The organism is Rufibacter ruber, from assembly GCF_001647275.1.
Taxonomy (GTDB): Bacteria; Bacteroidota; Bacteroidia; order Cytophagales; family Hymenobacteraceae; genus Nibribacter; species Nibribacter ruber_C.
The window spans coordinates 1-14,723 of sequence record NZ_LRMM01000091.1; the positions used below are offsets into that span (position 1 = coordinate 1).

Genomic DNA, 14,723 nt, shown 5'->3' on the forward strand with positions numbered 1-14,723 from the left:
CGGGCTGTTTTGGCCAAAACAGCCCGAAAACGGAAATTTTTCTTTATTTCCAAGAAAGTGTTTTTCACCACTCTTTTCCTCTTGCCACCAAACCAAAACAGATTTCCTTTGCCTGTTTTCCGGAAATCAGGCCAAAAACGGAACCCCTTTTACCTGAACAAAACTTCGGTCTCGGTTGGGGAAGATTAACTCATCCTCTTCTCTAAGACGCAACATTAAACATAGCTAGTACGCCTACCATGAGTAAAAAACGAATCCTTACCCTTGCCTTTTTCTCCTGTTTTATTTTCCCCGGTGTTGCTTCGGCCCAAGACAAGAGCATTGAACAGCGCGTGGAAAACCTGCTCCAGCAGATGACGCTAGAAGAGAAAGTGGGCCAGCTGAACCAGTATTCGGGCAAAGAAGTGACCGGGCCCGTGAACGAGAAAAACACCAACCAACTCAATGATATCAAAGCCGGGTGGGTAGGCTCTATGCTCAACGTGAAGGGCGTGAAAGACACCCGCGCCATTCAGGCGGTGGCGCTGCAGTCGCGGCTCAAGATTCCGCTGTTGTTCAGCCTGGACGTGATTCACGGGTACCGCACCGTGTTCCCCATTCCGTTGGCCGAGGCCGCTTCCTGGGATCTGGAGGCCATTAGGTTGTCGGCGCACATTGCGGCCAAAGAGGCGGCGGCCTCCGGTATTCATTGGACGTTCGCGCCCATGGTAGATATTTCCCGGGACCCGCGCTGGGGGCGCGTGATGGAGGGCGCCGGCGAAGACACGTATCTGGGTTCCTTGATTGGGGCGGCTAGAGTAAAAGGGTTTCAGGGCGAGAAACTGGGCGGCACAGATGCGGTGATGGCCTGCGCCAAGCACTTCGCGGCCTACGGCGCCGCCCTGGCCGGGCGTGATTACCATGCCGTGGACATGAGCCCGCAGATGCTCTGGGAGAGTTATCTTCCGCCGTTCAAGGCGGCCGCAGACGCGGGCGTAGCCACGTTCATGAACTCGTTCAACACCCTCAACGGCGTACCCGCCACCGGTAACAGCTACCTGCAGCGTGACATTTTGAAAGGCCAGTGGAATTATAAAGGGTTTGTGGTGAGTGACTGGGGCTCTATTGGCGAGATGATTGCCCACGGCTTCGCGAAGAACTCAGAAGAGGCCGCCCTCAAAGCCATTACCGCGGGCAGCGACATGGACATGGAAAGCATTGCTTACAAAAAGAGTCTGGTGAAACTGGTGCAGGAGGGAAAGGTGAAGCAGGAGCTGGTAGATGATGCCGTGCGCCGTATTCTCTACAAGAAATTTGAGCTGGGCTTGTTTGATGACCCCTACAAGTTCTCAGATGCCAAGCGCGAGCAGAAAGTATTGAACGACCCGCAGCACAAACTCATTGCCCGTGAGGTGGCCCAGAAATCTATTGTGCTTTTAAAGAACGAGAACAACACCTTGCCGCTGTCAAAAAACACGCAGACCATTGCCTTGATTGGGCCATTGGTGCAGAGCAAGCGTGATCTGGCGGGCAGCTGGATTGTACAACCCGGGGACACCACCATCATTGTGAACCTGTTGGAAGGGGTGCAGCAGAAAGTGGGCAAAAAAACCAAGCTGCTCTATGCCAAAGGCTGTGACGTGAAAAGCAATTCGCAGGCCGGCTTCGCCGAAGCCCTCCAGACCGCCAAAAGCGCAGACGTGATTGTGATGGCCGTGGGCGAAACCTGGGACATGAGCGGCGAGGCCAAATCCCGCACCAACATCAATTTGCCCGGTCAGCAAGAGGCGCTGTTTATGGAGCTTCAGAAACTGGGCAAACCCATTGTGGCGGTAGTGATGGGTGGCCGTCCGTTGATCTTTGACCAAATCGCTGACAAGGCCTCGGCGGTGGTGTTTGCGTGGTGGTTGGGCAACGAGGGCGGGAACGCTATCGCCAACGTGCTCTTCGGGGATTACAACCCGTCTGGTAAACTGCCCATGACTTTCCCCAGAAATGTGGGCCAGATTCCGCTGTCGTACAACTTCTACAACACCGGCCGGCCCGTGCTCAATGAGAAGAACATTGTCTATCGCTCGGCCTACATTGATGCGCCCAACACGCCAAAATATGCGTTTGGGTACGGGTTGAGCTACACCACCTTCGGGTATTCAGACTTGAAACTGAGCAAATCCAAAATTGCGCCCCATGAGAAGTTGGAGGTGAGCTTTACCCTTACCAATACAGGGAAAGTAGCCGGGGAGGAAGTGGCGCAGCTGTACCTGCAAGACAAAGTGGCCTCCCTGGCGCGTCCGGTGAAAGAGCTGAAAGACTTCAGAAAAGTAATGTTGAAACCCGGCGAGAGCAAGACCATCACCTTCACCATTGACCAGAACAAGCTCTCGTTCTACAACCAGGAACTGCAATGGGTGGCCGAGCCCGGCGATTTCAAGCTCATGATAGGCACCGCCTCAGACAACATCAAACTGACGGGAGAGTTTGCCCTGGCTGAGTAAGGGGTGCGTTGCAAGCAGAAGGAGCAGCTAAGAAATTAGCGGTACTGGTAAAATTCACTGCTGAAGATGACAGAGGTGGGGCTCCTGTTTTGGGGGTAAGAAGCTTTCTCCCTTATTGATGCCATTTGTCATAGTGGTTGGCTGTTTTCGACCTGATTTTTTAAAAACAGGCCAGAAACAGCCAACCACATACGGTAGAGGCAAACCCCTGAGTCCGCCATGGTTGAACTGGCCAGATACCCTAATCTGTGTTAGCTTGTTGTGCGGTTGCTCTTCACCGGTTCTGCTAAAGCAAAAAGCGTGTCTGTTTCAGAAAACAGGCCAAAACAGGCTTTTGGCTTTAAAACTATCTTGGCTAACGGCGCATGGTTTCTGGTGACTTTTACAGCGGCTGTTTACTAATGTTGTAGAAGTACGGTGGAGAAAGGGTACTCTAACCTTCCTGACCAATGCATTAGCAGGAACATCTGGTCAGGTTACTCAGTAAAGCGTCAAGCAGCAATGTACTAGTGCGTGATACCGAACAGGCCCGAACCAAATTTTTTTATAAATTACCCTGTGACACCTATGTTTACCTTGTTGGGCAAGGCGAAAAGTTGTAGGATCAGTTGGTCCAGATTGGCCTGTGGGATCTCATTCAAGGTTTCTAAGGCGTAAGCCAGGCAATAACATTTGCCCGTGTGTAGTTGGGTAAGGGGGAGGCAAGACAAACCCTCTTCTGTTAGTGGCTGGCTTGGTCCGGCCCATCTGAAATAATAACCTTTTGAGTTAAATATAGTAAGTTCCCAATATCACATGAAGAGCGACTACATGTTCAACAAACAGCGTACGGCTGGCACGCTAGTGCTTTGGCTGATGATAGTGCTGGCAGGTACCGGGTGCTATACCAAGAAATCACAGGAGGAAGAAACAGCCCCTGAGCCAAAGTCAGAGTCTGCCGCGCCTGCGGCAACGGGGGCTGAGGCCACCGAAGCGCCACCTGCTGCCACCCCGCCTTCGGCCAAGGCCAAAGTAGACGTTGATTTGTACCTGGAGGTGTCTAATGGCATGAAAGGCTTTATGCCCCCGCCCGCCGCCGATAAAAAGCCCACGGTTTTCCAGAGCAGGCTGAACAAACTCCTCTCTGAAGTAGAAGACGGCATCTATGTAGACAGCAAGCGGTACTATTTGGCCAAGGAAGACGGGCAGGGCCAACCGGTGCTGGAAAGCGTCTCATACGGTACGCTCAAGAACACCATTACCAGCGGTATTAAAGCAGATGTGCGCGGCACGCCGCTGCCGGCCATGCTGCAGGCAGCCTTGGCCAATTCCATTAAGGGCGGGGCGGTGAGCGTGATTGTCTCTGATTTCATTCATGGGCCAGACCCCAACAACCCCGGCCAATTCCTTTCCCTGGACTCTGACATAAGAAGCAGCCTGAAACAGGCCGAACACAAGAATCTGGTGGTGGCGGTGCTGGCAGATGCCTCGCCTTTCTATGGGAGCTACTACCCGGCAGTTAAAAAACCGGCGACCAAACAGAATCTAACGGGCCAGGAAGTCCCGTTCTATACCTGGGTCATCGGCCCGCAGGCCGAGGTGCAGACGGTCATTAACAAAGTGCTCCGCAACCTGCCCGCCCAGCAGGCGTATTTTGGGTTTTCGTATGGGGCCGTGCCGTATTCGGCTATTCTCAAAGCGAAGGCATTTAAGCCGCAGGGCGTGGTGTACTGCACCAGCCGTACCGCGCAGGTGTGCACCAGCGTAAATTTAATTCCGGAGAAAGGGGCGCCGGTGGCGTTTGATATTGCCTTGGATTTGAGCCAGTTGCCAGCGTCTATGCAGGAGGCCGCTTACCTCAAGAAGCATCTGCAACTAACAGTGACCGGCGGAAAAGCAGCGATTGGTACAGTAGTTGCAGCCACGCCAGATACCAGGGCGGTGCCCGAACTGGCTACCTACACCCACTTTGTGCGGGTAACGGTGACCCAGGTAACGGCGGCTACTGGTACGCTCACGGTGCAGTTGCCGTCTGTGGTGCCAGCCTGGATACCCCAATGGTCTACACAGAATGACAATAATCCGGCGGCGGCACCGCGCAAAACGTATCAGCTCCAAAAGATTGTGGAGGGGCTGCAGGCGTTGTACCGTGACAAAAGCGAGCAGGTATTCACGGCAACCATAAAGTTTAACAAAGAAACGAACTAAAGATGATTCAGAACTTCTTCTCCGGCCTTTACGAGCTTTTCCTGGGCAGGCCCATGCCCGCCAACTTTACCCAAGATTACCGCGAGGTCATCTTCCCCAACACGGGGCTCTTGCTGCTGGTCATTTCGCTAGCGCTGGTGGTGCTGTACTACTATGTGTTCAACCGGGTCATGAGCACGGGTTTCTATAAGCCGAAGCATTGGTTTATCATGTTAATCCTGAACGCCGTCATTGCCTTTGCGGTGCCCATTATGCAGGTGAACGGCAACGGCGTTGAAACCCATTCGTACACCTACACTTTTGCTTTTGTGAACGCGGTGCTCAGCCTTGTTCTGTTTTTCGTTTTCTCCCTGCTGCTCAAGAAAGGGTCTGTCCAGGCCTGGACAACCCCCATGAGATGGCCTCACTCCAGATAGAAAGACTATGACGCATATCGTCCCCCTTCAAAGGGGGTAGGGGGATGACAAGGTCTTTTGAAAATGCAGAAGTGATTACTATAATGAGGGTAAGAGTAATTCTCGGGAATGCGTGATCTGCACGAGTAATCATCCCCCTACCCCCTTCAAAGGGGGACATTCAACTTTTGTTGTTTTAAACGAAACTTAATCTGAAAACCCTGACCAAAACGTTACTTAGGTAACCTACGCTAGATAAACTATGGCTAAACTTTTTGTATTCGGAATTGGGGGCACGGGCTCCAGGGTCATCCGTTCCCTGGTTATGCTCATGGCCGCCGGTGTCAAAATCAAGAACTGTGATAAGATAGTCCCCATCATCATTGACCCAGACACCCAGAACGGCGACATGAACCGTACGGTGGAACTGCTCAAAACCTACAAACACCTGCATGACCAGCTGGGCAAGCGTGACGAGGGGTTTTTCCATACCAACATCAGCACGCTCTCCAGCATTGCCGGTGACGGTTCCTCTAAGGTGCGCGACAGCTTTGTCTATGATTTCGGCGGAATCAACAAGCCGTTCAAAGACCACGTGGGCTATAACCAGCTGGACATAGACAGCCAGGCATTGGTAGACCTCCTGTTCACCCCAGAAAACCTGAACAACAGCCTGGACGTGGGCTTCAGGGGCAGCCCCAATGTGGGCAGCGTGGTGCTGAATGAGATTATTGACTCGCCAGAGATGCGGTTCTTCGCCTCTAATTTCCAGGCCGGCGACCGGATTTTCTTTGTAAGCTCCATTTTTGGCGGCACCGGCGCGGCCGGGTTTCCGCTGTTGCTCAAGAATTTTAAAGACAGCCGCTCCAGCCTGCCCAACGCCTCCAGCCTGAATGCCGCCCTCACCGGGGCCATGGTGGTGTTGCCGTATTTCTCCTTAGAACAGCCTGCGGCGGGGGCAGAGGTAGATTTTATAGACTCCAACACGTTCACCACCAAAGCCAAAGACGCGCTTTCTTACTACCAGCACCACTTGCAAGGCGTGAACGCCACCTACTACATGGGTGACACGCCAGACAAGCCGCTGGAGAATAACCCGGGCCGGGCCAGCCAGAAAAACGACGCCCACCTGGTAGAGTTGCTCAGCGCCCTGTCTATCATTGACTTCATGGACTACTCAGACAATGAGCTTTCCGGTTCGGCGCTTTTCCATGAGTTTGGCCTGCGCGAAGACGTAGACAACGTGCAGTTCTCGCACCTGGACCAGGAAACCCGTGACCGCATTGCCAAGCAGCTGATTCGGTTCCATTTCTTTTCACGGTATTTCACCCACCACGTGCCCGAAGACAGCCAAGCCGCCTATGCCAAAGGCGTTGATTTGGCGGGGGCCATGCGCAATGAGCCCATCTTTAGGGAGCTGACCAAGTTCCTGAACAGCCCAGACTTTGGGTATGAGGCCTGGTTGAAAGAGTTGGGCCGCATGGAAAGAACGTTTTCGGCTTTCCATCTTAATGAACCAGACTTCAACCGCATGGTGTCAGACAAGCAGGTTGAGACCGGTTTCCTGAACAAGGGCATCTCACAGGGGGCGTTTGTCAAAGAACTCAACCGCGCCTCTGAAGCCATCTCTGACCGGGAGGCGTTCAAAGCCACCATCAAAGCATTTGAAGTGGCCACCAATAATCTGGTAGAGGAAAAGCTGAAGTATTCGTAGAGTAAGTGCCTTGGCCCTTTCATTTTGTCATTCTGGAAGAATCTTGTGGGTGAACTAGGAAAGGGCTCCATTAAGTGCAAATTCTCCCCTCAAGGGGGATTAAGAGGGATGTTTACACAGGAGAGTGCATTTGAGAAAATCACAGACAGATAATTAAGATATTTTGGAAGCACGCACTTCGTCCCCCTTTGAAGGGGGTAGGGGGATGACAAAGGCGGTAGAAGAACCAACTGCAAAACCTACTAAGAAAGAAAAAATTGATTCTCGGGAATGCGAAACTCTGCACGAGTAATCATCCCCCTACCCCCTTCAAAGGGGGACGTTCAGATACAGTAAAAAGAACACCAGAAAGACCGCCAAACCCCACGTTTGCGTTTTTGGCCTCTTTTTCTGAAAACACCTTAAAAACAGATTCACCTATGCCGAAAGTACTTCGTCTTCATAAAACTGGCTCTAACGTAGAAGGCTGGTCTAAAACCGCCCAGATTACCAGCACCGAAATCAAGGACATGGTAGATGGGGCCGGTGGCCGCGCTCAGAAAATAAACGCCTCCATTCCCACGCCTTTCGCGCGCATGCACCTGTTTGAAACGGCCTTTGATTTTGTGAAGCAGGGCGTGACCACGGGCCAGAACAGCATCTACCATAAGTTTGTCACTCATTTCTGGGACCTTTGGGAATTGCTTTATAATCACCAGAGCTACGCCCAGGGCGGAAATAAAATAGTGACCCGCCGGTGGAACAAGCAACAGCAACTGTACGCCATGCAGGCCAATCCTAACACCAACCTGTTGGGCAAAACGCTGGAGCTGTTCATGAACGACCGCCGCTTTGACGGCGTAGACGACCTGTTCCTGTTCTACCTGGAGTCTACCAATGCCCGCGGCGAAAAACACATGCAGTTGCTGGGCGGCACCTCGCCGCTCACCTTTCTTTTTGTCTCTCCCAACGTGCAGCCGCTGGGCATGAACCGCGCCCAGAATGTAGGCGTGTATTTTGACAACCAGTATATCTCGCTCCATGACCGCGAGCGGGATTTCAAGGAATACGTGCACAAGCTGTTTGTCTCCAACCCGGCGTTTATTCAGGCGTTCCCGGCGGTGTACAATGCCTTAGATGAAAACCTGTTGCGCAGCATCAGCATGTCTGGGGTGGTGGGGCAGAACGCCATTGCCGCCGAGTACATTCCGTTGGTAGACCTGCAGCAGAACCCGGTGCACGTGGGCAGCCTCACGTTTCTGGTGAAAAAAGACCAGACCGCCGTCACCAACAGCGATTTATTCTTGCGGCCCACCAATGCCGCTTTTTCCGGGGACCGGCCCATTGTCTTGAAGCCAGACTTGCGGTTGGCGCCCCACGTGAAGTATGTGAACAACCTGGCTTGGCCGGCCAACACCCACGTGGGCTACGCAGACAGCAAAGAAATCTCGGCCCGCTCGTTGCCTGGCGTTGGGTTCAAGTACCCGTACCTCACCATTAATGACCTCTTGCAGGAAACCATTGTACAGGTGCCCTATGAGGTGAACACAGACCGGTTCTACAGCGGCACGGTGCTGTACCAGCCGGGCGTCACAGACAAAACATTCAACTACCTGCTGCCCCTCACCAGCCTGTACTTCTCCTATTTCACCCCCGAGGATTTAGCCACCCATCTCACGTTCCACATAGATGTGAACCACGTGCGGGTAACGCTGCAAATCCCTACCGAACAGGGGAACGTGGTATATGAGCGCAGCTACTATGATAACCCTTTGAACTCAAGAGACGCCAGCGGGCAGATTATCCCGGAGAAAGGACATATTCTTAAGTCACGGGTGGGCATTGGCGTGTTCCCGTTCTACAAATTCGTAGACGCGCCTACCTACAATGACTTTTACAAGGTGATGCTGGTAGACGAAGACATTGACCCGTTGCTCGTCAATAGAAACCACTCACTCTCGTTCTATGCGGGCGGTAGGCAGTTAGACGCCGGGGGCGGAATTATTTCGGCCACCTCGCAGCGCAGAACCAAGAAAAGCAACAGCAGCGCCGGCAGCACTTACTATGAAATCAGGGGCACGCACTTTGACTATGCTGAGCTGACCCATGAAGGCATGGACGTAACCGGCAAGGCGTTGATTGTACCCAGGTTCCAGCCGGTGCAGCAGGGAATCCAGTCGTTCACGTTTGCCATTGACTTCGGGACCTCCAACACGCACATCGCCTATACCTCGGGTTCTAACCAGGCGCCCAAGGAGTTCTCCATCACGGCCAATGATTTGCAGTTGGTCATGCTGAACAAGCCGTCAGATGACGCGTCTTTAACGGATTATCAGCGGTTCCATAAACGCGGGTTCGGGAGGTTGTTTGCGGTGCAGGATTTGCTCAAGCGCGAATTCATTCCGTTAATCCTGAACGCGGGCGGCTCGCTGTACACGTTCCCGGCCCGTACCGCCACCTGTGAGTCGGCTGACTTTGAGAACCAAATCCCGAGTTTGTTCGGGAACATCAACATTGGGTTCGCCATTAACACAGAGGGCACGCACCAGAACCAGTACAAGCAAACGTACCACACCGACCTGAAGTGGAGCGAAACCTTGTCTAACACCGGGAAGCGCCGCATTGAGGCGTTCTTCACAGAGATAATGCTGCTCATCAAGAACAAGGTGGTGCTGAACAACGGCAACGTGGCCAACACCAAGGTGGTCTGGTTTGCGCCCTTGAGCTTTGATGACTATTCGCGCAACATGTTCCAGAACGTCTGGGACGGCGTGTACCACAGCGTGTTCAAGAACGGCAGAAACACCGCCTGCATTACAGAATCTGTGGCGCCGTTTTACTTCCTGTCCAGAACCGGGGTGGTGGTGCCCAGCCAGGACGAAAACCTGATTAACGTAGACATAGGCGGCGGTACCACAGACGTGCTGCTGTTCACCAACCGCAAGCCGTCGCACAGCGCCTCGTTCCGCTTTGCGGGCAATGACCTGTGGGGCGACGGATTTGCGGCGGTCAAGACCAGCAAAGACAATGGTTTGCTGCAATATGGCGTGCAGCACGTGCTCCAGATTCCGCTTACTGAGGAAGGCAAGGAATACAAGAAATTCCTGGAAACCGCCCTGGACAACCCGGACTTCAGTTCGGCAGATATTACCAGTTTGCTGTTCAGCTATGACAGAGAGCTGCATTACAGCTCACAGCTGTTACAGGCCCGGCAGCTGCGGCTAATGTTCTACCTGCACTTCGGGGCATTGATGTATCATTTGGCCAAGCTCACGCAGCTACTGGGCGCGCAGGTGCCCCGGTATATCTGTTTTAGCGGGCAAGGCAGTCTGTACATCAAGCTACTTAGTGCTGGCAACAACCTCTCTAATGTGGAACGGTACGCCAAGGCTATCTTCAAGAAAGTGACGGGGCAGGAGCCGCCGGCCAACTTCAAACTGGTGCTGGTAGACAACCCTAAACAGGTGACCGCCAACGGCGGAGCCATGGCCCTGGAAGGCGCCAGCCTCTCTGACCTGACAGATATTCCTATCGTTCGCCCCACGGGAACGGCCGCTGGCGAAGACGCTTTGAAACCAGTCAATAAAAGCCAGATTTCCGGCACGTTGCGTCAGGAGGTGCTGGACAATGTCATGAACTGCCTGCAGCTGCTGTTAGATGATGAAGACGTAGCCCCCCTCATGCGTTCCATGGGGGTAGAGGTTGATCCGCATTGGGTGTTGAACTTCATGCGGTCCCACATACAAGACAGTTACACCATGGTGTTGGAAGACACGCTGCGCGGCTTGTCTGACCGGGAACTGATACCGGAGACTATGTTCTTCATGCCGTTGAAACAGTCATTGTACCTGCTGTCTAAAGAACTGTACCAGCAGCAGGTGGGGGCTATTGTTTAAGCTTATTTATTCCCTCTGGTGCTCTTCTACACGAGACCAGAGGGAATCCTTTTATACACATCACCTAAACAAAAACACGGTATGGACTATATACCACTTATTCTGGGCATACTTGCCTTATTGGTCGCGGGCTTTACTTTCCTGAAAATGGGCGGCGCGCTTTCCCGAATCCGGAATCTGGAGAAGCGAAACCGCAAGCTAGAAGATGAGGTGAAAAGCCTCAAAGAAGATGCCCGCAAAGGCGGCCGGAACCAACCGCAAGACGGCAACCGCAATGCCCGTGCTGGCGGGCAAACCACTATGCCGCCCGGCCGTGAGCCCCGGCCCCAGCAGGAGCCAAGGCAAAAACAGCAGCGGGAGCCGCAAGTCCCCCGCGGGCAGCAAACCAGCGAAGGGCGCGCCAACCAGGGGCAACCGCAGCCATCGCGCCAACCCCAGGAAGGCCGGGCCAGGCAGGAAGGGCAACCCCAGCAGCAAAGGCAGCCCAAAGAACCCCGTCCGCAGCAGGAGCCACGGCAGAAACAAGGGCAGCCACAGCCACAGTCTGGGGCGCCGCAACAGCCTCAGAGCATTGGCGCCCCGCAAGGCAAAAGGGAGCCACAACCTAGAAGAAACGAGAACAAACGCAGAGAACCTATGAACAACCTGGAATCTGACCCAACCCCAACCGCTAAAACAACCGTAGGAAACGACCTGGTAGGCGATCATCTCTTGCAGGAGCTAAGCCAGGAGGAAGCACCCACCAGCCCTACCCGGTATGCCATCATCCCGGAAGACGGCATTGTGAAAAGCCACCAGTTGCAGCTGCGGCCAGACTCAGACAGCTACCTGGAGATTGACACCCCCCAGGACGGAAGCGGCAGCACGCGGTATCGCTTTAACCTGTCAGGGAACCAGGCGTTTGTCATCACCCAGGGCATGGACCGGCTGGAAAACGCGTTCTCGTTTGAGAAGCCGTCTAACCGAATGGTGAGCCAGATTGTGCTGCAGGGCGACGGCGTGCTGGTAAGAACCACCAACGGTTGGAAAATTCAGGAAAAAGCTAAAATAGATTTCAGGTAGCGGCTGAATAGTTGTTTGACTTTACCGGTGTTCAGAAGCGGGGGTGGCAAATTTGCTCAACAGAGTGTCATCCTGAAAGGAACTCAGGGAGCAATGGGCAAACTACATGCGCGCTTGTAAGCCGTTCCTGTAGTTGCCGCCTGTTCCCGTGATTCTTCCGGAATGACAGATTAGGGCAAGTTGCCATAGCCCTGCTGAAAGTGCGTTTTTGGCCTGTTTTGGGAAAAATAGCCCAAAAACGCACCAGCAAGTAAACGCTTACGCCAACCGCCAATTCAGCTGAAAAGAAGAAAAAGGCAAGGGTGCCAGACACTCCCCGGAAACATGGCTGAAAGTCTGTTTTCGGCCTGTTTTTCAGAAAACAGGCCGAAAACGCAATCAGGGGTTCCACTTATCTTCTGTTCCCAGGCCGCTCTTCTTTCCTTGGAAAACCGCGCCTTTTGCGGGCGTACCTGACCCCAGATACCCTTTACCCTTACTGACTTACATGGAAATAGTATTCATTTTTGAGGCGTTGATGGTACTCTTTATTGTAGGGTACCAGCTGCGGGTGTACAGGGGCAACAGAAACCGGATTACAGAAATTGAAAAACTGTTCCCGCCTGAAGGGAAACTTTCTGTGGCCCGGCAACCCATGCACGGCAACACCGCTGGTGCTCCCGCGGGGGCAACCGTAGAAGAGCAATGGGACCGGTTGCTGTACGGCGAGACATTCCGGGAATATTCACCCGCCAGCCCAGTTATAAAAAGAATAGTAGCGGTAGACGCAGAGGAACTACACATTTCAGCCGAGAATGCCCCGGTTCCCTTTTATACCATTGCCATTGAAAAGTTCAGGCAGCTGCTGTATGCCGGGAATATCTTTTTGGAAAGCAGTCCAGCGGTTTCCAGTTCTCCCGCTGCTTCTGAGCGGAATCCTGAAACCATTGACCTCATTCAGGCGCAGGCTCCGTCAGAAACGTTTCAGAAGATCATCAACAGCACCAATGAGTACCTGCGCGTAAACAAAGGCGCGGCCGCCGATTTCAACATATTAAAAGACGTGGCGGAGCGCTACGCCGAGGCTCAGGACAATGAGGTGCAGTCTACCATTGCCACGCCCTTGTACATTGGCTTGCTGGGCACGTTCGCCGGGGTTATCATTGGGCTTTCCAGCCTGGTCTGGACGGGGCTGCAGGGCACTTCTGACCCTGATGCCTCTTTTATCACCGACCATAACATTCCGTCTTTCTTGTTTGGCGTGCTCATTGCCATGGCCGGCAGTATGTGCGGCCTACTGCTCACGTTGTTGGGCAACAACGCTCTGAAAGATGCGCGCAGCACCCGTGACCGCCTCAAGAACGCCTACTACACCTTTTTGCAGACCCACCTGCTGCCCAAGCTCAATTCAGACATGGCGGCCAGCCTGGGCAACCTCAAATCGGTGCTGGACTCGTTCAACAAAGACTTTCTGGATAAGATTTTGGGCTTCCGCCCGATTGTGGAAACTTTGACCGACAACATCAGTACGCAGAAGGAATTCATTCAGAAGCTGGACCAGATTGGCTTTACGCAAATGGCCAATGCCAACCTGCAGGTCTTTGACAAAATCAAGGAAAGCGAGCGCCTGTTCATGAACTTTCTGCAGTACCAGGAGGCTTTGAACGAATCGGTGCGTAAGGGCGGGGAGCTCACGCAGAACATCACGCAGGTGCTCAACCGCCTCACCCGGTTGCAGGAAGGGTTTGACCAGGTGCCCGGTTACCTGCAGCAGCATGACGAGGCCCTGCAACGGCAAATCAACTTTTTCGCCCGGCATGAAGAAGAACTCAACACCATTGCCAACCGCACTGAACAGTATTTTGACAAAGCAGCCCTCAAGCTGACCGATCTGATGCAGGCCCGTCTGCAGCACCAGGAGCGCGACGCCCAGAATGCCTATGAAAAATGGCAGGAGCACTTTAGGCGGCTGAACGAAGACAACCTGTACCAGCGCATTCTGGACTACATGCGGCCTTTTGAAAACCTGACCGGGCAGCAGAGCCAACTGAACAAACAGCAGCAAGAAACCGCCCAGGAAATCAAACACACCCATGAACGCCTGCTCCGTAAGCTGGACACCGACGCCGAGATACAGCAGAAGTTGCTGCAGCAACTGGCCGTCCTAAACGCCAACGTAGAGAAGAGCATGGAGCCGGGGCCAATTAAAGCGGCCATGGGGAAAATCTTTGGCGGTGGGCAGCACAACAGACGGAGGCCGTAACGCATGAACAAAGAAAACCGCGATTTCTTCTGGCCCAGCTACGTAGACCTCATGACGGTGCTGTTCCTGATCATGCTGGTGCTCTTTGTGCTGAGTTTCAAAATGTTCACAGATAAAGACTCAGAGAACCGCCGCAACATTGCCCGCCTGCAGGTAGAGGTGCAGGAGAAGCGCAAACTAGACGAAATCAAAGCCGCCCTCTCTAGGTTAGACGGCCGGTATTTCCAGTATAATGAAAAATACAAACGGCATGAGCTGCTGGTAGATGTGCTGTTCCCCCAGAGCAGCGCGGTAATTCCGCAACGCTCTTTGGCTCCCTTGCGCCGGGCCGGCGAAGAACTCAGCCAAGTTATCTCCTCCATCAAAGGCGCCGATATCAAATACCTGATCGTGATAGACGGGCGGGCGGCCAGTTTCCCCAAAGGCGACCCCCGCAACATAAGCCAGCGCGAATTTGCGCTGGAGCTCAGTTACAAACGGGCCCTGGCGCTGCTGCGGTTCTGGCGCGATGCCGGTATCAAATTCCCTGAAAACCAGATAGAGCTGATTGCCTCTGGCAGTGGCTTTGAAGGCGCCGGAAGAAGCGGTGACGTACGGGACCGCAGGTTTGTCATCCAGATTTTGCCTAAAGTTGGGGCCTTGCAGGCAAAATGAGGCAAGACCTCTGTTTACTGGGAGAAGGTCTGGCAGGGCCTTTTTTCAGTTAGAGGCTCTCCCGTGAGCGGCATGCGGGAGAAATATCTTCTGTTTTCGGCCTGTTTTCAGAAAAACAGG

At 53.5% G+C, this 14,723-nt stretch carries 9 protein-coding genes; all 9 read left to right on the top strand.

The features are described from left to right. A partial coding sequence (locus A8O25_RS23570; RefSeq protein WP_206598720.1) for a hypothetical protein occupies positions 1-206 on the top strand: 206 nt, incomplete at its 5' end. Between the two features lie 33 nt (positions 207-239). Continuing rightward, complete coding sequence (gene bglX / locus A8O25_RS20565) at positions 240-2,474, top strand: beta-glucosidase BglX (RefSeq protein WP_066839249.1); 2,235 nt, start codon at positions 240-242, stop codon at positions 2,472-2,474. 795 nt (positions 2,475-3,269) lie between these two features. Then, positions 3,270-4,661 (top strand): hypothetical protein, encoded by a 1,392-nt coding sequence (locus tag A8O25_RS20570; RefSeq protein WP_153042857.1) that lies wholly within the window; start codon positions 3,270-3,272, stop codon positions 4,659-4,661. Between the two features lie 2 nt (positions 4,662-4,663). Continuing rightward, complete coding sequence (locus tag A8O25_RS20575) at positions 4,664-5,077, top strand: hypothetical protein (protein WP_082893801.1); 414 nt, start codon at positions 4,664-4,666, stop codon at positions 5,075-5,077. 241 nt (positions 5,078-5,318) lie between these two features. Beyond that, the gene (locus A8O25_RS20580) at positions 5,319-6,770 is read left to right on the top strand and encodes a hypothetical protein (protein WP_066839253.1); all 1,452 of its coding nucleotides are present in this window, start codon (positions 5,319-5,321) and stop codon (positions 6,768-6,770) included. A gap of 419 nt (positions 6,771-7,189) precedes the next feature. Then, the gene (locus A8O25_RS20585) at positions 7,190-10,645 is read left to right on the top strand and encodes an acetate and sugar kinases/Hsc70/actin family protein (protein WP_153042858.1); all 3,456 of its coding nucleotides are present in this window, start codon (positions 7,190-7,192) and stop codon (positions 10,643-10,645) included. Between the two features lie 81 nt (positions 10,646-10,726). Next, on the top strand, positions 10,727-11,707 hold the full coding sequence (locus A8O25_RS20590; RefSeq protein WP_066839258.1) for a hypothetical protein: 981 nt from the start codon (positions 10,727-10,729) through the stop codon (positions 11,705-11,707). 487 nt (positions 11,708-12,194) lie between these two features. Continuing rightward, positions 12,195-13,949, top strand: a complete 1,755-nt coding sequence (locus A8O25_RS20595; RefSeq protein WP_066839260.1) for a hypothetical protein — start codon at positions 12,195-12,197, stop codon at positions 13,947-13,949. Between the two features lie 3 nt (positions 13,950-13,952). After that, complete coding sequence (locus A8O25_RS20600; RefSeq protein ID WP_066839262.1) at positions 13,953-14,603, top strand: OmpA family protein; 651 nt, start codon at positions 13,953-13,955, stop codon at positions 14,601-14,603. Positions 14,604-14,723: the final 120 nt, after the last annotated feature.

Excerpts from the sequence above, each read along its gene's own strand:
- A8O25_RS20575 (WP_082893801.1), top strand. The coding sequence starts at position 4,664 with ATGATTCAGAACTTCTTCTCCGGCCTTTACGAGCTTTTCCTGGGCAGG.
- A8O25_RS20580 (WP_066839253.1), top strand. The coding sequence starts at position 5,319 with ATGGCTAAACTTTTTGTATTCGGAATTGGGGGCACGGGCTCCAGGGTC.
- A8O25_RS20585 (WP_153042858.1), top strand. The coding sequence starts at position 7,190 with ATGCCGAAAGTACTTCGTCTTCATAAAACTGGCTCTAACGTAGAAGGC.
- A8O25_RS20590 (WP_066839258.1), top strand. The coding sequence starts at position 10,727 with ATGGACTATATACCACTTATTCTGGGCATACTTGCCTTATTGGTCGCG.
- A8O25_RS20595 (WP_066839260.1), top strand. The coding sequence starts at position 12,195 with ATGGAAATAGTATTCATTTTTGAGGCGTTGATGGTACTCTTTATTGTA.
- bglX (WP_066839249.1), top strand. The coding sequence starts at position 240 with ATGAGTAAAAAACGAATCCTTACCCTTGCCTTTTTCTCCTGTTTTATT.
- A8O25_RS20570 (WP_153042857.1), top strand. The coding sequence starts at position 3,270 with ATGAAGAGCGACTACATGTTCAACAAACAGCGTACGGCTGGCACGCTA.
- A8O25_RS20600 (WP_066839262.1), top strand. The coding sequence starts at position 13,953 with ATGAACAAAGAAAACCGCGATTTCTTCTGGCCCAGCTACGTAGACCTC.